Origin of the sequence: Bradyrhizobium sp. SZCCHNRI2009, assembly GCF_032485115.1 — a bacterium.
In the GTDB taxonomy this organism is placed as follows: domain Bacteria; phylum Pseudomonadota; class Alphaproteobacteria; order Rhizobiales; family Xanthobacteraceae; genus Bradyrhizobium.
Genome location: NZ_JAUEUH010000008.1, coordinates 223643 through 243618, shown reverse-complemented (window position 1 = coordinate 243618; position 19976 = coordinate 223643). Strand labels below are relative to the sequence as shown.

The following is a 19976-nucleotide window of genomic DNA, read 5'->3' as shown; positions in this document are numbered from 1 at the left end:
CGTCAGGGAGTAGCGTACCTCTGTTGCCACTGCCTGAGTGTCGCCAGTCACCGATAAACTTGGCTGCGCAACTCGATTGCGGAGCGGCCTCTGCCGCGGCGGTACCGGAAAGTAGTACCGAAAGAAGTAAGAGATATCTCATTGTAGTTCCAATGAAGCAGGTTGGACTATGATTACCCAATTCCTAGCTCGAATGTGAGTTAGGTGATCCAATCAGATTCCGATCGCGACCGCAACGATGACCGCTTGAGCCATTGCGGCAGCCGTAGCGATGGATATAGGAAGTCCCCGCCTCACGGTTGATGGCTTCGATGCCTGCCAGGGGGCGAAATACAAACAAGTGCGCGCACTGACCCGCTGGCGAAGGTCCTGCACGAATAGGTCCGTATTCTCGCTGTCGCGCTTGCCAGTGCGATAGGCGATGATCGCCTTAGCGGAGGAGGCCAGGGCAACGAAGGTGTACTGGTCGCCCTTGTGGGCCAGCTCGTGGCGCTCAACGCGCTTTTGCTTCTTGCCGACGTAGCCCCAAATTTCGTCCAGTTCCAACCGGCCGGTGCGGATGCCGACCATGATGCGGTCGTGCAGTTCGGCGCAGCCGCGCCCAACGCGCTCGCCAAGGCGCATGATGGTGTCGCGGTGAATGCCAGTCAGGCGTTCAGTGGCGCGGATGCTCTGGCCTTCGGTGAGGCAGGCAATGATGGTGATCTGCTGTTCGCGGGAAAGAACGTTCATGAGGGCGCAATCCTCGTTTGGATTGGCCTGGGGCGACTCTGGAAAACACGCTCTGCAAAGCGTATATTCTGATTTGGTCATCGGCCCGGGGCGCAATCTCGGGTGGGTGGCTAGGGATCGCTGAGGCTGCAACCAAAGCGGTCCCACTTATTCGGTGACTCAGGGCGCCGGATTCGGACCGGCATTTCCACGCTTGTAGGGGCGGGTGTCCTGCCGTTAGACGAGCCCTGAAAACTAGAGCCGATTGCAGGGCCGCTTGCGTTCCTTTCTCAGGGGTAGCGCAGCGGCCCTTCCTTTTCTCCCGCCCCCTAGCTCGGCTAGCGCATCGGGGGCTCAAACCCTCCTGAACATGTCAGTCTCCATTCCAGCCCGCGCATACTGCATGTCCTGAAATCTTCCGTCAAGGGTGTATGAAATTTTTTCCCTTAAGTTTTGAATTTCAGTCTGGCACGGAACGCAAGGGTCGGATATATGTCTCTCCGACAGGAGGGCACTATGGCTGACGTGGAATCGGGGCAGCGCTTCCCCTTTATCAACGTGGAGAAGGCAATAGGTCGGGCGAGCGAGCTTTACGGCGCCGACCAGCGCGGCGGCGAAATGTCCATCGCTGGTGCGTTCTCGGTTTGGGGATACAGCGAAAAAAGCAGCGGCGGCCATCAAACGGTCGCGGCGCTGAAAGCTTATGGATTGCTTTTGGCACCGCAGCCGGGAAAAATTCAACTCTCCAAGGATGCGCTAGCCTACTTCCGTGACGAGCGGGACGAGCCGCGCAATAAGTTGCTTCAAGGCTTCGCGCGCAAGCCGCCTATGATGCGCTCGCTATGGAATGCTTGGGGGGCTCAGCCACCAGCGGATACTTTGGCGCGAAGTCATCTCAAGGTGGACCGCGGTCTGAGCGAGCAATCAGCGCGGGCATTATTGGGAATTTACAAGGAAAATATCGCCTTTGCGAACCTCAAGGGTGATGATAAGATTCCTGAACTTGATCTGGGCATTAAGGTGGATGACCCGCCAGCTCCGAAGGTGAAATTGGGCGATATCGTTCAATGGACATCAGGTGGCGTCGATCAGTTAGATCCCCCGGCTCGGGTTATGTGGATTTCCGAAGATGGTAACCATCTTCGCGTCCACGGCAGTTTGACGGGTATTCCAATGAATGAAGTGAGTGTTGTGGCCGCCCCACCACCCAAACCGATCACGCCAACACCGCCTGTGGTCACGGACGCTGTGAATAGTAACGCAGACATCAGCGTCCTCTTGAAGGATGGGCGGCTAGAGATTGCTGCAACTGTTGATGCCGATGGCCTCAAGACGCTTAAAGAAATGCTTGTGCGATACGAAGGCATTCTGGAGCTATTGAAGCCCAAGACACAATGAAGTAGGCCGCCAACTGAGGTGGCCTACTTCGTACCCTGCTGCTTGGCTTCAAGCTCTTCCACCGCGTTGCCAATCTCCTCAACGTGGTGGGTAAGGGCACCCAAAGACTGTTCAAGCTTGGCTAGCCTCGACCTTAGCCACGCCAGTTTTTCGCTGTCGGAAAAGTCGTTCCAAGCTGACATTTGGCGCTCCGATTGCGGTTCGTCTTGGGCGCAACCATAAGGCAACTTAGGACACTCCCAAAATCAAACTAGGACATCAGGGGATAAATACGGACATCACCCAGTGCGGCGAGCCCGTAACCCATTTCGCCGGGCGCATTGCAGCGCGATGGATTCCGGGCTCGTGCTGCGCACGCCCCGGAACGACGGAGGAGAGCGTGTTGCGTCATGCCGGCCGGGGAGGCGAAGCCGTCGTGTGTTTCCGGAAAAAATAAATCGCTTGCGATTTTTCGGAAATCGTGATTTTATCTCGCCGTCCCGCCTCACTGCGGAGGGGCGTTGCGCGCGATCGTCACGACACGCGAGGCGGGGAGGCGATGGCCGCGATGGAGCCGCAGCGTGTCTTCGGATACGCGGACGAACGGCTTGGCGCGGACGCGAAGTCGCAGCGTCCTGACACCCCGAAGCTGGTGTCACGTTCGTGCGGTGCTGAGCGCATCGCGCGGATCATGGTGGCCAACAAGCCGGCGCACCAGGGAGACTGCGTATAAGCGTGAAGCCATCGCGCAGGGAAGGCCGGGCGTTTCCGGCTGCACCTGTGGTACCTGCCGCCTGCATTTCTTTCGCAGGCGGGCCGCAGGCGTCAGCCGACGCCTGGCCTTCCCTGCGCCCTCTGCATTTGGAGAGGGACATGCCGCTGCATCACTCGGGCCTTATCAGCCGCGAGGCTGCGTCCGCTTGTCCGGGCTGTTTGAGATGTGAAGCGGGACTGCTGCGATTAAAAATCGGTGTCGTCCCGGGCAAGCCATGAGCGCGCGACAGCGCGATCGTGGCGCCGACCCGGGACCCATACGCCGCGGCCGTCGTGACGGGCGAAAAGCCAATTGCCAGCGTGCCTCGAACCACTCCCTGCGGGTATGGGTCCCCGCTTTCGCGGGGACGACAGCGGAGAGTGTCGATGCGACGTGCCCACGCAAAAGAATAGCGATCAGCCCCGCGCGCCGGTGAACGGGAAGCTGCCCATGAAGCCGATGCCCATCTCGCCGGAGATGGTGTCGCCGGCGACCTTGCCCTTGAAATCCAGCGTCAGCGGCATCGGGCTGGTGATCGAGACCTTCCAGGCGACGTCGTCGCCGTTGACGGTGCCGTCGAAGATCTCGGCGGAATCGCCTTCCGCGGCCTGGGTCCCCGTCAGCGTCGCGCCCGAGCTCTTCAGGCTCAGGGTCGCGCTGCGCTCGCCCATGGGCGTGTTCAAGGTCAGATTCCAGTTGCCGTCCACAGCCATCGATCGTTCTCCTGGCATTGCGATTTTGCGGACCTCGAGGCAACGACCTCGAGGATGCGTTCGGCCGCCCCTATAGCGCATCTTTGCGCGTAAGCCCATTGCGGCGATCGGATGCAGCGATCAGGCCCGCGCCGCCCTGAGGCGGTTGGCGACCACGAAGCGGAAGGCCATGAACTGCAGCGCGAAGGCCGCGACCTTGGCGCCGCCCGCGACCACGGTGATGTAGAGCACCCACAGCTTGATGTCGCCGGTCATGGCGACCGCGATCGTGCCGAGACCGAGCGCGAACATCAGCGCCGCCCAGGCATAGCCGGCGATGGTGACGTATTCCGGAATGGTCTCCGACACAATCGGCGGCACGTAGCGCAGCATCCAGCCGCGCTTGAGCATGATCAGCCCGATGGCGAAATGGCCGATCGCGGGCTTGGCGAACATGAAGCGGGGGTCATTGGTCAACAGCGTCACGCCGCCGAGCACGATGACGAGGCCGACGCTGGCATAGGCCATGAAGCTGAGGTTCACGCCCCTGATGCGCGCCCAGACCACCTGCACCACGGCGACGGCGACCGCGGCGGCGGTGGCCAGCACGACATCATCGGTTGCGATGTACAGGATGAAGAACACCGCGGCCGACAGGAAGTCGGCAATCAGCTTGGCAAACACGATTTTCACGCACGTCTCCTGGAGCAGACCCCGGTCACGAATTTTGGCCGGACATTGCGGCGGCAGTCTGCGCTGCCACGTCCTTTGTTCGGCGGTAGTCAGGATACCAGCGCGTGAAATAAAGTGCACTATTGCGGGCGGCAAAGGCGATGGCGAGGCCGGTCCAATAGGGCAGGCCCGGCACGTAGAGCGTCATCAGGTTGCCGACGATCATCAGCAGCGCCGACACGGTCCAGGCGCCGGTGATGACGTAATTGGCGCGCAGGAAGCCCGGAATCGCCGCGGTTTCCGGCGGTACGGCCTCGAGCGCATATTGCAGCGTGAACGGCGCGCGCAGCAGCATCGAGCCGAGCGACAGCGCGAAAATGCCGCAGTCGACCGCAAGACGCACCGCGGATGCGCTGAGGGTCGGATCGATGAGGCCGAGGTAGGCGGCTACGCTTGCGAACACGATCGCCGAGCCCAGGCCGAGAATCTTGATCGAGCGTCCCTTGACGACGTCGACCGCGACAACGACCAGGCACATCGCCGTGGCCACGGCCAAGCTGAGCGTGGCCGAGACCACCATCATCAGCGCCGCGTAGACGCCGTAGGGCGCAAGGATGAGGAAGATCGTCATAGAACTCGCCAATCTTTACACTGCCAAGATTAGTAGGATCCCGGCGGAACCGGGTCAAGCGAATCTTGACAGTGTCAAAATTTTGTGAAGCAACATATTTAGCTAAGCTTTATCAATGGCTTGCTTCGTCCGCGCCGACCCAATTGCCGTGGAAGCCATCGGGCACGCGGTGGCCGAGATGAACCAGGGCCACCGGACCGCTGCCGATGTCGGTGGCGTTGAACACGGCGAGGTCGCTGGTGTTGGAGCCGGCACGCCAGACCACGGTCAGCAGCCAGCCGTCGCCCTCGGCGGCATCGCGGCTGCGCGGCACGAATACCGGCTCGGACAGGGTGTCGCCGGCGGGCAGCAGATGCGTCGCGTGGCGCGTGCCGGCGCCGTCGACATGGACGAGGCCGGACAGCGCCACGAACAGCGGGCCGTCCGGATTGGCGCAGGCGTACCAGCCATGGCCGTTCTTGAGCCCGGCGCGGCGGTCGTCGATGCGGGGGAATTCACCGGTGAGGTCGTCGAGATAGCTCTGCGTGAAACGGTCGGTGTTGCCGGCGAGATCGAAGCTCCAGCGGCACAGCCGCGCGACCGACTTGGCCGGATCGGTCGGACGTCCGTCGGGATGCGGAAACAGCGGCGCTTCCTCGAACTGCATGACGTCGGCAATGATCCGGCTGCCGTCCTCCCAGGCATTCATGATGTGGAAGACGTAGCAGGCGTCACCGCGAAACCAGACGATGTCCTTGATGTCGCCGCTGCGCTTCATCACACCGACATAGGCGCCCTTGTCGGGCTCCCAGGCATAAGGCGGCTTGCCGGACATTGCGCGCTCGATGCTGCCGGTGAGCGGCAGGATTGGAAACAGCACGTGATTGGCCGTGACGATGAAGTCGTGCACCATGCTGGCATAGGGCGCCTCGAAACGATTGAGACGCGTCAGCTTGCCGGCCGCATCGACCGTGCCGTAGGACAGCGCCGGCGTCAGCGGACCGGCGGCGTTGTAGCCGAAGAACAGCAATTCGCCGGTGACCGGATCGGTCTTCGGATGCGCGGTGAAGGCGCCGCGCAGGCGGCCGCCGAAATCGTGATAGCCGCGGGTGGCGAGCGTGCCGGGCTCGATCTCGGTCGGCAGATGCGCCTCTTCGAGCGCGAGCAGGCGGCCGGCATGGGCGATGATGTTGGTGTTGGCAACGCCGCCATCGGTGACCTCGGCTGGCGCGTCCGGCAGCCTGCGGCCGAAGCCGCCGAACAGCGCGCGCCCCGCGCGGCGCTCGGCCTCGAATTTCGGGGTGCGGATCCAGCGGTTGCGATAGGACGCGCGGCCGTTCTCCAGATGGAACGCGTGCAGCATGCCGTCGCCGACGAACCAGTGCGAACCCGGCGAGTCGAATTGCGGATTGGGGCCGTTGCGATAGAGCGTGCCGTTCAGCTCACGTGGCAGTTCGCCGGTGACGTTCAGGAACGGCGCGTCGCATTCGAACGGGATCGGCGCGATGTTGTCGCGCGGTGTGGGGCGCTGGCGGGCTGTGTCGTGCAACGGTCCGATCATCGACTGTCCATTCATGGCGCTTCCTTCCCCTTGCATCCGGCTTTATCTTTACGATGTAAAGATAAAGCTACCGGCCGAGCGCCTGCAGGTCAAGGCTAATCTTTACGCTGTCAAAATTGCTTGTATAAGGAGAGGCATGACGAAGATCGAACAGGCAAGACTGAGCAGGCACCGGACGGCTACGGCGGTGGCCCGGACGCGGTCGCGCCGCGCGGTGAGCGCGGGCGAGCCGGCGGCGCCCTATCATCACGGCGCGCTGCGCGATGCGCTACTCGAAGCGGCCGAGCGCGTGCTGGAGCGCGACGGGCTGGCCGGACTCACCTTGCGCGCGGTGGCGCGCGAGGCCGGCGTGTCGCATGCGGCGCCGACGCATCATTTCGGCGATCTCACCGGGCTGGTCAGCGAGCTCGCGGCGATCGGCTTCACGCGGTTCAATGCGGCGATGAAAGCGGCCGGCGAGCAGCCCGGCACGCCGATCGAGCGGGCGATGGCGCGGGCCCGCGCGTATGTCGCCTACGCACAGGCCAATCCCGGCATGTACGGACTGATGTTCCGCACCGAGCGTCTGGATTATTCGCGCCCTTCGCTGCACGAGGCCGCGGAAGCCTCGTTTGCCGGACTCGCGGGGTCGGTCGCCGCGCGCAGCGAAGGCCCGGTCGGTGACGAGGAATTGTCGCTCGATCAGTCGGCGGCGATCGCCCGCGCCTGGTCGCTGGTGCATGGCTACACGATGCTGCTGCTCGACGGCCGCCTTGCCGACATTCTGCGCCGTTCGCCGCCGGGCACCACGGCCGAATCGCTGCTGGAGGCGATGCTCCGGGCCACCGTGCCGAAGCTGCCGCCGGGCGCGTAGTTCGACGCACCGGAAACCGGGTGGGGGATCATGCGTTGGCAACGCATGGCACGAACCCCACGCGCTCCCTGGAGCAGGGCCAATCCGCGCAAGCGCGCCGGCAAGGCCTCCACCCGTCTCACCCCGGCCGAAAAGGCGGCGGCCAAGGCGCGCGCCCGTCGGGCCGGGCGGCGCTATCCCAACCTGGTCGACAATATGCGCGTCGCGGCCAGGAAGGCGGCAAAGACCAAGACCAGCGGCCGCAAGCGGGCGGCGAAATCGAAGACCGGGAAGGGCGCATCGAAGACGGCGAGCAGGCGCACATCCGCCGTGCGCAAGACCGCAAAGTCCGGACGGAAGTCGGCGCGCTAATTGGGCGGCAACGCCAGATCGACGGCCCGGCCGCGCGCGCCGACGATCTTCACCCTGTCCTTGCCGCAGGCAAAGCCTCGCGCCGTCTGGTCAGCCGCCTGCCGCGCCAGCTCGTTGGCATTGGAGTTGGCGGCAGCGTCGACATAGGCGACATGACACACTGGTCCGGGCGGCAGCCGGGTCACCACCAGCATCGGCTTGTCCTTCGGCCCCTTGCTGCCTTGATCGTCGTTGTCGGCGATCTGCCAGCGCTGGATGATCGCGAACGGCTTGCCGTCAGCCAGCCTCCATTCGACAGCGTTGCCGGCGGAGTTGAACGGTCCGAACCAGGTCTGAGCAGCCGGCTCCTTGGCGGCCGCGCGGACATTGCGCCCCACAGACACGGTCTGGCGAAGATCGCCTTCGTTGACGAGCAGAATCAGGCCGTCCTTGCCAGGGCAGGTCTCAGTCGAGCCGTCATCCTCCTGCTTGCCGCCGATGGTGCGGCAGTCCTTGGCGGCGGCCGATGTATAGGCGCTGGCGATGGTCTCTGCAGCCGCCTGTCCGATCCACGCCGTGCAGAGCATCAATGCGACACCGATTCGTCGCGCCACGACGCGATGTGGGAGGAATTCGGACATGCGAGGGCCCCTGATGACCGGAATTCGTCCCTGCGCAGGACGCTGCAAACTGGGGACGGCGCGAAACGGCGGCGGGAAACACCTGACATCGTCGCGAATTTATCCTAGAACGGCGGCCTCGCGAGGTCCATGTCTTCTCATCACTCATGCCTGTCATTCCGCAATCCAAACCCTATCGCATCGGCCGCTCCAAGACGGGGCTTGGTCTGTTCGCCACCCAGCCGATCAAGAAGGGCACCAAGATCATCCGCTATTTCGGTCCGCTCTTGGATTCGAAGAAGGCGGACGAGGACGCGATCGAGAACAAATATCTGTTCGAGCTCGACAAGCGCTGGACCATCGACGGCTCGATCCGAGAGAACGTCGCCCGCTACATCAATCATTCCTGCAAGCCGAACGCCGAGTCCGACGTCAAGCCGCGCAAGAAGAAGATCTTCATCCGGGCCATCAAGAACATCGAGCCCGGCGAGGAGATCAACTACGACTACGGCACGGACTACTTCAAAGCCTATCTGAAGCCGATCGGCTGCAAATGCGACGCCTGCGAGAAGAAGCGGGCCAAGAAGAAGGCCGAGGCGCGCGCCGAGCGGGCGCAGGTGAAGGCGAAGGACGTGCGCAAGGCCGAGAAGAAGGCGAAGAAAAAGGCCGAGAAGCTCGTCAAGGACAAGGCCAAGCAGCGGCCCAAGGCCAGAGCCCAATCGGGCGAGGCGGCTCGCGGCAAAGCCAAGACCCGGCGGCCGGCTGCCGGCAATCGTGGCAGGACCAAATCCACTCCGGCGAAGACGCAGACCAGCCGCGCCAAGGCGGCCTGATCCAATCGGCTCGTGTCCGGATCTCTCAGGACGGCTTCCCGAAGGCCAGCGTCGTCCAGGTGACGCCGGCCGCCTGGTTCTCCGCGCCGAGCGACTCGCCATGCCGATTGAGCTGGAGCGTCAGCCCGAGCTGCCGCGCGGGCTCAACGATCGTCTCGGCCGCGATCTCGAACATCCGGCGGCCCGGCGGCACCGGACCATGCCGCAACGTCATGATCAGCAGTCCGCCGGGAGCAATCCGCGCCGCGATGTTGGGAAGCGCGCGTCGCCGCTGTGCCTCATCGAGATGCATCAGGACGGCGGTCAGCATCACCAGGTCGAACTGCTCGCCACGAGCGGCCAGCACGGCGAGCTCCGGAAGGCTGTCGTCGATCCAGGTGATCGCCGGCGAGGCATGCAGTTGCATGGCGCCGACGCGCAGTGCTTCGGTCGGCTCGACGGCCACCACCCGATGTCCAAGGCCCGCGAACCAGGCGGCGTCGCGGCCCGTGCCCGCGCCGATGTCGAGCACGCGCGCGGGCGCGTTGGGCAGCAGATGGAGCACGGCGGCATGAACCTGTTCCGACGGGATGCTCTCGTAGCGCACGAAGAGATCCTCGGCCTCGGTGGCGTAGCCTTCCGTTCCGATCACCTGAGGCTGCATCGCTCCGATCTCCCGTCGATCTCCGATTATGCAGAAGATGCGTTCGCCGCGCATGCCCAAATATCGGTTTGGCCGTGAGCGCCGGGCCGCTCGATCATGAAGCCCGGCGCTCACCACCGGTCAGGCCGTGACCGCGACGGTGCTCCGGCGCAAGCCCATGTACTGCAATTCGGCGAATAGGCCGGTGCCCAGCGCCTGCACTGCGACGAAGATCTCGCCGAGCACGTTCGGTGCGACCAGGCCCGAAAACAGCAGCGCGATGCTGCCGACCGTCCACGCCGCATTGCCGGCGATGACCAGAACGATCAGCGGCCTTGGCGCCACCGGCCGCCAGCCCAGCCAGCCGACGAAGCTCGCGTAGACGACCAGGAACAGGCCGGTCTCGCGCAGCAGCGCGTCGGGCAGTTGCAGCAGCGCCGCCAGCAGCGAGGCGCCGAAGGTGAGCGCGAGCCCGGCAACGCCGCTGAAGGCGGCATCGGCGAGCAGAGCGCGGCGGAGCAGGGCGGATGAGGTGATCATGTCGGGTCTCCTTCGGTTGGGGGCGGTTCAACGGAACCAGGCCAGGAGCTGACGGCGCAGGCGCGCCGGGCGCAGCGTGCGCGCTGCTCTCGTCTCGATCGCGTACACCTGTGCAAAGACGAGGCTGCCCGTGACGTACAGCAGCGGCTCCGGCATGTTGAGCGAGCGCGCCAGCAGCGATGTCGCGAGACCCGCCAGCCATTGGCTGGCGGCGGTGAACGGAAGGGTCTCGAGATTGCGCTGCCTGCTCATCGTCATCTCCTGTGGTGAGGACGATGACCTGCGCCGGGAGGCATTTCGATTACCTGGCAGGTCATGGAGGTGCTGACGTCAGCGTGATAGGTCTTGGCTCATGAATGCACAGCTTGCTTCGGCGCGCGCCGACCGCGCCAGACCCGTTCATGTCGGCGAGCACCTGCGGCAATGGCGGCAGCGCCGGCATCTGTCCCAGCTCGATCTCGCGCTCGATGCCGAGATCTCGGCGCGCCATCTGAGCTTCGTGGAAACCGGCCGCGCCGCGCCGTCGCGCGACATGGTCCTCAAACTGGCGGAGCGACTGGACGTGCCCCTGCGCGAACGCAACGTTCTGCTGGTGGCGGCCGGCTACGCGCCCGCCTTCCAGCAGCGCCCGCTGGATGATCCGGCGCTCAAGCAAGCGCGCGAGGCGATGAACCTCGTGCTCAAGGCCCACGAGCCCAACCCTGCGCTCGCGATCGACCGGCACTGGAACCTGGTCGCGGCGAACCGGATGATCGCGCCGCTGCTGTCCGGTGTCTCCGAGCGGCTGCTTGCGCCGCCCCTGAATGTGCTGCGCGTGGCGCTGCATCCGGAGGGGTTGGCGGCGCGGACGGTGAACCTTGCCGAATGGGCCGGCCATCTGCTGGAGAGACTGCACCGGCAATGCGAGGCGACCGCCGATGCCGGCTTGCTCAAGCTTTATGAGGAGCTGAAGTCCTATCCGATCCCCGCGCGATCGGCGCCGCTCGCGGCCGACAGCGTCGCGATCCCGTTGCGGCTTCGGGTCGGCGATGATGTGCTGAGCTTCTTCTCGACGACGATGGTGTTCGGCACGCCGGTCGATATCACGCTGTCGGAGCTGGCGTTGGAGACCTTCTTTCCGGCCGATGAGCTCACCGCGCTCAGGCTGAAGGAGATGGTTACCTCGCCGTGACCCCGCTTGTGTTGGCCGTGCGCGGGCTTATCTTGGGCGCAGCCATGGGAACCTGGAGGCACGCGCATGAGCACCTTGAAGCCGCTGATCATCGATGTCGTCTCCGATGTCGTCTGTCCCTGGTGCTACATCGGCAAGAAGCGCATCGAGGAGGCGCTGAAGCTCGTGCCTGACGTGCCGGTCGAGGTGAACTTTCGGCCGTTCTTCCTCAATCCCTGGGTGCCGCGCGAGGGCATCAGCCGCGAGCAGTACCTCACGACCAAGTTCGGATCGGTCGAAGCCTACAAGGGCATCGCAGGCCGCGTGGTCGCGGCCGCTGAGCAGGAGGGGCTGAGCTATCATCCCGATCGTGTCGCCCGTCAGCCCAACACGATCGATTGTCATCGCCTGATCCGCTGGGCCGGCGAGATCGGCAAGGCGCCCGAGATGAAGCAGCGGCTGATGGAGTTGTATTTCCGCGACGGCGGCGATCTGACCGATGTCGAGGTGCTGGTACAGGCCGCAGCAGAGTGCGGGCTCGATGCCGAGGTGGTCCGCAAGATGCTGGCGACCGACGAGGATGTGGCGCTGGTCTCGGCCCAGGCGCAGGAGGCGGCAGAGAAGGGCATCTCCGGAGTGCCGACCTACGTCTTCGCGCAGAAATACGCCGTCTCCGGTGCGCAGGATCCGCAGATGCTGGCGCGCGCCATCCGGCAGGTGTCGGCGGAGGTCAACGCCGAGGCGGCTGAGTAGTCGGCCGGCGCTTCCGGATGGCGCGGACCGCGTGCACCGCGCGGCGTGCCACGGCGAGGCCTTCGCGTCGCGCAGTCAATGCGCCGTGAATAAGCTCGACGACCGGATCGCGCGTATAGAGCGGGATAATCACGTCGCCGATGGCAAGGCGTTCGCGCCAGATCGGGTTGATCATGGGATGGTCGGGACCGGCGGTGGAGTCGGCGGCGTTGATCTTCGGATCTGCGCAAAGGTGCCGCGTCAGGTCGAGCGTCAGCTGGACACCGGGCGAGTATTTCGCGAAGCGCTCGTCGACGCCGAGCTTGAAGAAAAAGGCGCGATCCTGATGCCGCAATACGACGCCTGCGGCGACGGTGGTGTCGCCCGCCATGAGGCTGATGATCTCGCAGGCCTCGTGCTGTGCCAGCGCCGGTGCAGCGCGTCGGATGAACGCCGCGTCGCCGTCGTGCTGGATCAGCGCAGTGCCGCGACGCCCCTTCCAACCGCTCGCCTCCAACACCAGAAAAGTCTCCAGCGCGGTGGAGACGTCGCCGGGAGAGCGCGCGACCTCGAAGCGGACGTCGCCATGCTCGGCCAGCCGATGTCGCAGGCGGCGCAACTCCTTCAGCTTTTTGGCGCCGAGCGCATCATGCAGCACCGTGTCGGCGTCCCCGCTCGCATCGAGCAGGGCCCGTTCATAGGATTGCAGCACGCGCGGGCGCAGATGCCCGCGACGAAGCGCCGCCTCGAACGCCTGCATCACGGAGCCTGCCAGCGACATGTCTCGCAGCAGCAGGGCGCGCGCGCCTGTTCGTCGCGCAGCGTCGAGCAGTTGCGCCGCAGCCCGCTCCGCGCTCCTTCCGTCGAGCAGCGGCGTGCACAGCGTGCCGTAGGGATGGCCGCTGGCGAGCGCGGGCAGGGGAAGCCTGCAGGCATGCCATAGAGAGGTCGTGGGCATCAGGCCGATGAGACGCCAGGGCTGATCGTCATCCCATGCGCACAGCGCCGATGTTCCGGTGCGGCCGCGCGCCGTGGCGTTCACCGCGCGTTCCCAGCCGGGCAGGTAATAGCCGTTCGGCTCCCGCGCATGCTCCGCCAGATCCTGCCACGCCTGCGGTGAAACGGTATCGAGCGGCACCAGGTCAGCGGCGCGCACGCGTTCGAGCGGACCGGCCTGCTGGTTCCTTGCCGTCGATGAAGCAGTCGCAATCGCGCGATCGATGATCTCGGCCACGTCCCGATGGTCCCCTCGCGGCGCGGACAACCCACACCGCGGGCGACACTAGCGCAAAGCTGACAAGAGACACTTGCCGTTGGCAGACAATTCGAATCGATGCGTTAACGGCCGGTTCAGCACGTCGCCTGATGCGGTCAGCGGATCAGCGCCACCTTGCGGAAGGCGCCGATCAGCGGCTTCTCGAGCTTGCCCTCCATCCCCTGGAGGATCTCGTAGGCCTTCTCGCGCGTCATCACCGGCTTGTAGCTGCGATATTCGATCAGCGCCGAGAAGATGTCGGAGATGGTGAGGATGCGCGTCAGGTCCGGGATGCTGTCGGCCATCAGCCCATCGGGATAGCCGCTGCCGTCGAGAAATTCGTGATGGTTGCGCACCGCCTTCAGCACTTCGTCGGTGATCGCTGCGTTGTCCTTTAGTGCATCGTAACCGGCCACCGGATGGGTTTCCACCAGCGTGCGTTCCTTGACGTCGAGCCGGCCCGGCTTGTCGAGAATGGTGAGCGGGATCTTGGCCTTGCCGATGTCGTGGAACATCGCGGCCATGTAGAGACGCTCCAGATCGGAACTGTGAACGCCGAGGCTCAAGCCGAAATCCACGGTGATGCCGGTCACGAGCAGGCAGTGTTGATAGGTGCCTTCGTGATGGCGGCGAACGGTGGCAAGCCAATCGGACAGACCGTTTTCCGCTATACAGTCGGCGATCCGCTTGCCCGCCCGCCGGGTCTCCTCGACGTCGATCGCTGCACCGCCCAGCACGGCTGCAAACATCGAGGCGATGCAGGACGCGCCGGCAAATGCGGCCTGTCGGTCGTCGACCGCGATGCTCTTGGCCGCAGAACCTGGACGCACATCGAGCAGCTTTCCGAGCAACTGATTGCGGCTCGGCGTGCTCGACAATACACTTGTCGCACCGAGCGCATAGGCCTGGACCGTCGACAGACGGGATTTGTTGTTGGTCAGGAAGATCCGCCGCGGAATACGCGAGAGCCGCTCGGAGATCTCCTTCAATGCGGTGATGTTGTCGACGTGGCGCAGATCGGCGGCCACGACGATCGCGTCGATATCGCCGCCTTTGAAGTCGGCATCACCGATCAGTTCAGATGTGAGCGAGCAGCGTTCGGCCAGCATGCCGCGAAGCATAGCGAGCTTGGCCGTGTCATCGCCGACGAGGTGAACGTTCATGGAAAACCAGGTCCAGGGTCATTCCGCGTTTAGGCCCCGATGTTCCGCAGGAATTGTTAAATTTGAGCCATTCGTTCGCTGTGCGGTTGCGGATTTGCGTTAGCTAAGAACTAACAATCGGCGACCGGTGTGGTAGCCCGTTCCTGCACGCCCACCGACGGGACGAGTTCCAGTCGGCGTGGCGGATCCAGCTCGCCTTCGGAGGAATTACTTCGTCGGCAGGACGGCTTTGTAATCTTCAGAAACACAGTCGTCGCCGGCCGCCGCGCGCCGCCGGTCGATGATCTCGTTGTGCCTGATCAAGAGCCGATAGGTCTGGCGCCGGAGCGCGGTCCCACTGGCGGATATGATCTGAGCCCGCACGCAGGCGGTCCATGTATCGCCGGCATCGGCATGTCGGGCGGATGTGGCCTCGACATCACGTGGCAGCGTCGTTGCGACGAAGATCATGTCGAGATTCTTGCGCACGAGAAGCGCGACATCTGGCGCGGCTTCGGGCTGCGGCGGCTCGGGCGCCTTGGCCCGCATGAAGGCCGGCAGGCGCGCATTGCTGTCGGCGGCGCAGCCGATCAGGAGCAGGGCCGAGAGCAGCCCCGAGAGCAGCCCCACGCGTGACGCAATCCGCCGCATGCCGCATCGTCCCCCATTGCGGCGCGCACGCTAGCGAGAGATCGAGGCATTGCTGCGGGAAACTCGTGCAGCAACGATGTCCGGTCGCGGCCGGCGGCAGTCATGCGCGCCCGAACGGCGCCGGCCGTCCGGCATCGTGCTCACCGGATTGTGCTCGTCGGGATGAACCGGGCCGCGAACCGGCTCGACCAACAGGCACGCCATGAGCAGATTGGAGATCCCATGTTTCGGCACGCTCTCAGGGCTGCATTGCTCGCCGGCGGCCTGTTTGCCGGCCTTGCTCCCGCATTGGCTGAAAGCAGCAGGCTGGCGCTGGTGATCGGGCAGTCGGCCTATCGTTCGGTGACGGCGCTGCCGAATCCCGCCAACGATGCCAAGGCAATGGCGAAGATGCTGGGTGAAGCGGGGTTCGACGTGACGACCGCCGCCGATCTGTCGCAGCGGGACCTCAACAGGGAGGTCGGCGACTTCGCCGCCAAGATCGCGGCCAAGGGACCCGACACGGTGGCGCTGGTGTTCTATGCCGGCCACGGACTGCAGATCGACGGCGAGAACTATCTCGTACCCGTGGACGTCGATCCGCGACGTGAAGCGGACATTCCGCTGCAGGCCGTGCGTCTCAACGATCTCCTGAACACGCTCAATTCGGTGCCGAGCCGGATGCGAATCCTGCTGCTCGATGCCTGCCGCAACAATCCGTTTCCCGCCATCAGCCAGAACGCGGGCCGCGGCCTTGCGCTGGTCGACACAAAGACGGGAGCGCCGGGCACCTTCCTGTCCTACTCGACCTCGCCCGGCGCGGAAGCCGAGGATGGCACCGGCGCCAACAGCCCCTATACCACGGCACTGCTGCAGGCGGCGCGGGAGCCGGGCCTTCCCATCGAGCAGGCGTTCAAGCGCGTGCGCGTTGCGGTGAACAAGGTCACCGAGGGCCGGCAGACGCCGTGGGATTCGTCGTCCTTGACGGAGGATTTTCGCTTCGTCGGGGCGGCGGATGGGGGCGCTGCCAATGCCGGCGCGCGGCCGGTCGTCGCCAAGCGCAGCGTCGACGAATGGAAGCGCAGCCTGGAGGGCAAGCCGATCGAGGCCGCCAACGAAATCATCGTCGGCGACGGCAGCGTCGAGGCGTATGAGGCCTTCGTGACGCTCTACACCGCGCCGCCCTATGGCCCGCAGGCGCGGGAATGGCTCGACCTCCACAACAGGATGGCAGCCTGGAACGAGGCGGTGCTGATCAATACGGTGGCGTCCTATCAGGGCTTTCTCGACCGCTATCCGAACAGCGACCTGACCCCGACCGCGCGCAAGCTGATCGAGCGCCTGCGCAACCGGCCCGTGGTGACGTCGGTGGTGGCGGCCGCCAATGCGGCGATCCCGGCCGCCGCTTCGGCAACCCTGCCGGTCGTGCCGGCCGTAGCGGCGGCAGGCCCGACCTGCCCATGCTCGCAGACGCCTCCGCCGGCCCGGAAGTCTGAGACGCCGAAGCGGGTCGAAGAGAAGCCGGCGAGGAAGCGCGACGAGGACCCTCCCAAGCGCGCCGGCCGCACGCCCCGACGCGACCCTGACGACGATGTCGTCGTCTACGCGCCACCGCCTCCGCCGCGCGCGTATTATGGACCGCCGGTGCGCGTGGCGCCGCCGGTCAGTATCGGGATCGGCATCGGCGGCGGCTATGGCGGTGGCTATGGGCGGGCACCTCAGAACTATCCGACACGGCGCGGCTATGGCTACTGAAGCTGGCTGACGTCTGCGCATCGATGTGGCCGCCCGCAAGGGCGGCCACTGATGTTTGGCGGGGGACGTTCGTTCGGGTCATCCTCTCGGTTCTGCCATTCGTCATCGCTCCTCACCACTCGTCCCGCGGATGCCGCCGCCCGTCCCATCCCGCTCGATCCGCCCGCGAAGGCTGCTTTCATCGTCCCGGTGCGTCGCTTCGGATGCAGTCTGCGGGAGGGAAGGGTCATGTCGTTGCGTCGAGCAGGTGTTTGCGCGGTCCTCGTCGGGAGCCAGTTGATGGTCGTGCCGGCCCTTGGCTGGCAGCACTGGGGCGGCGATGCCGGTGGAACGCGGTTCTCGCCGCTGGCGCAGATCACGCCTTCCAATGTCGATCGGCTGGTGCCTGCCTGGGACTATCACACCGGGGATCTGCAGAGCCGGCCGCCCGCGGCAGCCTTGCGGACCAAGTTCGAGGCGACGCCGATCCTGGTCGAGGACAGCCTGGTATTCTGCACGCCGTTCAATGAGGTGGTCGCGCTCGATCCCGGCACCGGCGTGCAGCGCTGGCGCTTCGACCCCACGGTCGGTGACGGGCGGCGCCCGGCCAATCGCTATGCCTGCCGCGGCGTTGCCCATTGGGTGGACGAGCAGGCGCCGGCCGGCGCGGCATGCCGCAGCAGGTTGTTCATGGGCACGGTCGATGCTCGCTTGATCGCCCTCGACGCGCAAACAGGACAGCCCTGCGCGGGCTTTGGATCGGACGGCGAAGTGCGGATCGACATTTCCAAGGACCTGCTATGGCCGGGCGAGTTCCAGATCACCTCGGCGCCGGTGGTGGGCGGGGGTGTCGTGGTGGTCGGCTCATCGATCGGCGACAATGTGCGGGTCGATGCGCCCAGAGGCACGGTCCGCGGTTTCGATGCGCGCACCGGCGCGCTGCGCTGGAGTTTCGATCCGTTGATCCATGACGGCATCGCGGCGGGACATGCGAACGTCTGGGCGCCGATGTCGGTCGACGAGGCGCGCGGCCTCGTCTTCCTTCCGACCTCGTCGCCCAGTCCGGATTTCTTCGGCGGTGCGCGTCCGGGTGACAACCGGCATGCCGATTCCGTGGTCGCTTTGCGGATCGAAAGCGGCGAACTGGCCTGGTCGTTTCAGACCACGCACCACGACGTCTGGGATTACGATCTGCCGGCGCAGCCGACGTTGGCGCGGATCGATGCCGGGCAGGGGGCGCGTGACGTCGTCATACAGCCGACCAAGCAGGGCTTCGTGTTCGTGCTCGACCGCGACACCGGCGCGCCGGTCTGGCCGGTGGAGGAGCGCGCAGTGCCGCAAGGCGCCGCCGAGGGTGAGGTTCTATCGGCGACGCAGCCATTTCCGACCCATGTGCCGCCGCTGCTCGATCAGCGCTTCGCAGCGGATGATATTTTCAGGGCCGTGCCGCGCGTCCTGGATTCCTCCTGCGACGATCAGCTCGCGCCATTGCGCAATGAGGGTTTGTACACGCCGCCCACGATCCAGGGCACGTTGCTGTTTCCGATGACCGGCGGCGGCGTGAACTGGGGCGGGGCGGCGTTCGATCCCGTCCATCAGATCCTCTACGCCAATGTCAGCCGTGCCATCCACATCGTCCGGCTGATCCCGCGCGCGGAAGCTGATGGGATGACGCCGCCGCGTGGTGCCGATGTCGGGCTGCAGCGCGGGTCGCCGTTCGCGGTGACGCGGGTGGTCGCCATGTCCAAGCTCGGCCTGTTGTGCAACCGGCCGCCATGGGGCGAAATGGTCGCGGTCGATCTCAAGGCCGGCAAGATCCTGTGGCGCTCGACCGTCGGCACCACCGAGGATCGCGCACCGCTCGGGCTGGCGTTCAAATGGGGTACGCCGCTCGTCAACGGCGTCGTGGTCACAGCCGGCGGCCTCGTCTTCACCGGCGCAATGGACGCCTATCTGCGCGCCTTTGATGCTGTCTCAGGTCAGGAGCTCTGGCAGGGCCGGTTGCCCGCGCCGGGCGTCGCCAATCCGATGACCTATGAATGGAAGGGCGAGCAATTCGTGGTGATCGCAGCCGGCGGCCATTCGGAGGCGGGAACGTCGCTCGGCGACAGCGTCGTGGCGTTTCGGCTGGCGCGCGATGGCGAAGGTCCCTCGCTATGGTCACGGACGATTGATCGTCCGGGCGGACGGTTCGCCGCCGGCGCCCTGCTCGCGGCCGGGGTGCTGGTCGGCCTGTTGGTGACGTTGTGGCGATGGCGCCTGCGGCGGGTCTAGCCCGCCGGACCGCTATCAGTCGAAGGCCACGCCGATCCGCTTGTCGTGGCTCCAGACTGCGTGGCAGCGCCGCGTGAATTTGTCGGCTGGGATCACCAGCGTGAAGGCTTCGGGCAGACCGACCGGACTGACCACCTCGACCCTGGCGCCGGTGTCGGACATGTTGCGGACCATGCAATCGACCGCGCCGCCGCCGTCGAATGCCAGCCTGCCCTGCTTCAGCACCCGATGCCTCGGTGCAATGCGCTTGTCACTCGTCTCGCTCATGGCCTGTATTCCGGTGCCGGACGGCGTCACCTTTCGCGTCAAAAGCACCTAAAATAAATCAGGCTCGCGTTTCGATCAGATGAATCCGGCGTGCGAAGCCAGGGCCGTCGCCTTCACGTTTCGTTAACCCGGCAGGCCGCGGATCAGAGCATCGCGAAGGCGCTCGACACCATGGCCACCGGCTTGCCATCGCCGGCGCTGGTCAGTGTGACCCGGCCGAAGCTCATGGTGCGGCCCATCCGCACCACGCGTGCATCGGCCATCACGTCGGCGGAAGCAATGGCGCGCATGAAATGCGTGGTCTGGTCGACAGTGGTCATCGGCCGGTAGCCGCCGCTGGCGGTGACCATCCCGATCACCATCGCGGTATCGGCAAAAGCCATCAGCGCCTGGCCGCAGACGACGCCATTGTCGCGGCAGAGCCGCGGCGAGAACGGCATGCGCAGGATGGCGCCGGCTTCGCCCTGCGGAGACGGCGCGATGTCCTCGACAATCAAGCCAAGATCCTTGATCCAGGGCGCGAACACGTCATCAAGGATGCGCCTCGCGTCGTCGGTGGTGAAGTTCAGGGTCTCGTTCGGCACGCGCGGAGGTCCTTCCATGATCGTGTCATCGAC

At 65.2% G+C, this 19976-nt stretch carries 23 protein-coding genes; 8 read left to right on the top strand and 15 right to left on the bottom strand.

The window, feature by feature from the left end; genetic code table 11:
* Nucleotides 1-213 precede the first annotated feature (213 nt).
* The gene (locus QX041_RS26695) at nucleotides 214-732 is read right to left on the bottom strand and encodes a hypothetical protein (protein ID WP_316167095.1); all 519 of its coding nucleotides are present in this window, start codon (nucleotides 730-732) and stop codon (nucleotides 214-216) included.
* A gap of 495 nt (nucleotides 733-1227) precedes the next feature.
* Between QX041_RS26695 and QX041_RS26690 the strand changes: the two genes are divergently transcribed.
* Complete coding sequence (locus QX041_RS26690) at nucleotides 1228-2109, top strand: hypothetical protein (RefSeq protein WP_316167094.1); 882 nt, start codon at nucleotides 1228-1230, stop codon at nucleotides 2107-2109.
* A gap of 23 nt (nucleotides 2110-2132) precedes the next feature.
* Here QX041_RS26690 and QX041_RS26685 read toward each other — a convergent pair whose 3' ends face one another.
* The 5 genes from QX041_RS26685 to QX041_RS26665 all read right to left on the bottom strand — a co-directional run bounded on the left by QX041_RS26685 (nucleotide 2133) and on the right by QX041_RS26665 (nucleotide 6392).
* Nucleotides 2133-2291: a hypothetical protein gene (locus QX041_RS26685; protein WP_316167093.1), complete on the bottom strand. Its 159-nt coding sequence runs from the start codon at nucleotides 2289-2291 to the stop codon at nucleotides 2133-2135.
* Nucleotides 2292-3258: 967 nt separating this feature from the next.
* Nucleotides 3259-3555: a hypothetical protein gene (locus QX041_RS26680; protein WP_315753123.1), complete on the bottom strand. Its 297-nt coding sequence runs from the start codon at nucleotides 3553-3555 to the stop codon at nucleotides 3259-3261.
* 120 nt (nucleotides 3556-3675) lie between these two features.
* Nucleotides 3676-4227 carry a septation protein IspZ gene (locus QX041_RS26675; RefSeq protein WP_315753122.1) on the bottom strand — a complete coding sequence of 184 codons (552 nt, stop codon included), beginning with the start codon at nucleotides 4225-4227 and terminating at the stop codon, nucleotides 3676-3678.
* A gap of 25 nt (nucleotides 4228-4252) precedes the next feature.
* A complete protein-coding gene (locus QX041_RS26670; RefSeq protein WP_316167091.1) occupies nucleotides 4253-4837 on the bottom strand; it encodes a hypothetical protein in 585 nt (194 codons plus the stop codon).
* A 112-nt stretch (nucleotides 4838-4949) separates the two neighbouring features.
* Nucleotides 4950-6392, bottom strand: coding sequence for a carotenoid oxygenase family protein (locus QX041_RS26665; protein WP_410051887.1), 1443 nt, complete (start codon nucleotides 6390-6392; stop codon nucleotides 4950-4952).
* 121 nt (nucleotides 6393-6513) lie between these two features.
* Between QX041_RS26665 and QX041_RS26660 the strand changes: the two genes are divergently transcribed.
* Both QX041_RS26660 and QX041_RS26655 read left to right on the top strand, forming a co-directional pair.
* Entirely contained in the window at nucleotides 6514-7230 is a 717-nt protein-coding gene (locus QX041_RS26660) for a TetR/AcrR family transcriptional regulator (RefSeq protein WP_315716048.1), read from the top strand.
* A gap of 45 nt (nucleotides 7231-7275) precedes the next feature.
* Nucleotides 7276-7581, top strand: a complete 306-nt coding sequence (locus QX041_RS26655) for a hypothetical protein (protein WP_316167090.1) — start codon at nucleotides 7276-7278, stop codon at nucleotides 7579-7581.
* Here the strand turns inward: QX041_RS26655 and QX041_RS26650 are convergent.
* Nucleotides 7578-8147 carry a hypothetical protein gene (locus QX041_RS26650; RefSeq protein WP_410051892.1) on the bottom strand — a complete coding sequence of 190 codons (570 nt, stop codon included), beginning with the start codon at nucleotides 8145-8147 and terminating at the stop codon, nucleotides 7578-7580. The two genes, QX041_RS26655 and QX041_RS26650, sit on opposite strands and share 4 nt — an antisense overlap.
* A gap of 200 nt (nucleotides 8148-8347) precedes the next feature.
* Here QX041_RS26650 and QX041_RS26645 point away from each other — a divergent pair, with 200 nt between their 5' ends.
* Nucleotides 8348-9013 carry an SET domain-containing protein gene (locus QX041_RS26645; RefSeq protein ID WP_315753117.1) on the top strand — a complete coding sequence of 222 codons (666 nt, stop codon included), beginning with the start codon at nucleotides 8348-8350 and terminating at the stop codon, nucleotides 9011-9013.
* A 25-nt stretch (nucleotides 9014-9038) separates the two neighbouring features.
* Here QX041_RS26645 and QX041_RS26640 read toward each other — a convergent pair whose 3' ends face one another.
* From QX041_RS26640 to QX041_RS26630, 3 genes are all read right to left on the bottom strand, one after another.
* The gene (locus QX041_RS26640; protein ID WP_316167085.1) at nucleotides 9039-9656 is read right to left on the bottom strand and encodes a class I SAM-dependent methyltransferase; all 618 of its coding nucleotides are present in this window, start codon (nucleotides 9654-9656) and stop codon (nucleotides 9039-9041) included.
* Between the two features lie 120 nt (nucleotides 9657-9776).
* Entirely contained in the window at nucleotides 9777-10175 is a 399-nt protein-coding gene (locus QX041_RS26635; RefSeq protein ID WP_316167084.1) for a hypothetical protein, read from the bottom strand.
* Between the two features lie 27 nt (nucleotides 10176-10202).
* The gene (locus QX041_RS26630) at nucleotides 10203-10427 is read right to left on the bottom strand and encodes a hypothetical protein (protein ID WP_316167083.1); all 225 of its coding nucleotides are present in this window, start codon (nucleotides 10425-10427) and stop codon (nucleotides 10203-10205) included.
* A 100-nt stretch (nucleotides 10428-10527) separates the two neighbouring features.
* Here QX041_RS26630 and QX041_RS26625 point away from each other — a divergent pair, with 100 nt between their 5' ends.
* Both QX041_RS26625 and QX041_RS26620 read left to right on the top strand, forming a co-directional pair.
* Nucleotides 10528-11346, top strand: a complete 819-nt coding sequence (locus tag QX041_RS26625; protein ID WP_315716054.1) for a helix-turn-helix transcriptional regulator — start codon at nucleotides 10528-10530, stop codon at nucleotides 11344-11346.
* Between the two features lie 66 nt (nucleotides 11347-11412).
* Entirely contained in the window at nucleotides 11413-12078 is a 666-nt protein-coding gene (locus QX041_RS26620; protein WP_315716055.1) for a DsbA family oxidoreductase, read from the top strand.
* On the opposite strand, the gene QX041_RS26615 is transcribed toward QX041_RS26620, so the two are convergent.
* The 3 genes from QX041_RS26615 to QX041_RS26605 form a co-directional block, all read right to left on the bottom strand.
* On the bottom strand, nucleotides 12056-13291 hold the full coding sequence (locus QX041_RS26615; protein ID WP_316167082.1) for a GNAT family N-acetyltransferase: 1236 nt from the start codon (nucleotides 13289-13291) through the stop codon (nucleotides 12056-12058). The two genes, QX041_RS26620 and QX041_RS26615, sit on opposite strands and share 23 nt — an antisense overlap.
* 137 nt (nucleotides 13292-13428) lie before the next feature.
* On the bottom strand, nucleotides 13429-14475 hold the full coding sequence (locus tag QX041_RS26610; RefSeq protein ID WP_316167081.1) for an HD-GYP domain-containing protein: 1047 nt from the start codon (nucleotides 14473-14475) through the stop codon (nucleotides 13429-13431).
* Nucleotides 14476-14682: 207 nt separating this feature from the next.
* Entirely contained in the window at nucleotides 14683-15105 is a 423-nt protein-coding gene (locus QX041_RS26605; protein ID WP_316167080.1) for a hypothetical protein, read from the bottom strand.
* A 222-nt stretch (nucleotides 15106-15327) separates the two neighbouring features.
* Between QX041_RS26605 and QX041_RS26600 the strand changes: the two genes are divergently transcribed.
* Nucleotides 15328-16839, top strand: a complete 1512-nt coding sequence (locus QX041_RS26600; RefSeq protein WP_316167079.1) for a caspase family protein — start codon at nucleotides 15328-15330, stop codon at nucleotides 16837-16839.
* A gap of 279 nt (nucleotides 16840-17118) precedes the next feature.
* Nucleotides 17119-19092, top strand: coding sequence for a pyrroloquinoline quinone-dependent dehydrogenase (locus tag QX041_RS26595; protein ID WP_316167078.1), 1974 nt, complete (start codon nucleotides 17119-17121; stop codon nucleotides 19090-19092).
* A gap of 15 nt (nucleotides 19093-19107) precedes the next feature.
* Here QX041_RS26595 and QX041_RS26590 read toward each other — a convergent pair whose 3' ends face one another.
* Nucleotides 19108-19359 (bottom strand): PilZ domain-containing protein, encoded by a 252-nt coding sequence (locus tag QX041_RS26590; RefSeq protein ID WP_315716061.1) that lies wholly within the window; start codon nucleotides 19357-19359, stop codon nucleotides 19108-19110.
* A gap of 143 nt (nucleotides 19360-19502) precedes the next feature.
* Nucleotides 19503-19961, bottom strand: coding sequence for a PaaI family thioesterase (locus QX041_RS26585; protein ID WP_409977944.1), 459 nt, complete (start codon nucleotides 19959-19961; stop codon nucleotides 19503-19505).
* Nucleotides 19962-19976: the final 15 nt, after the last annotated feature.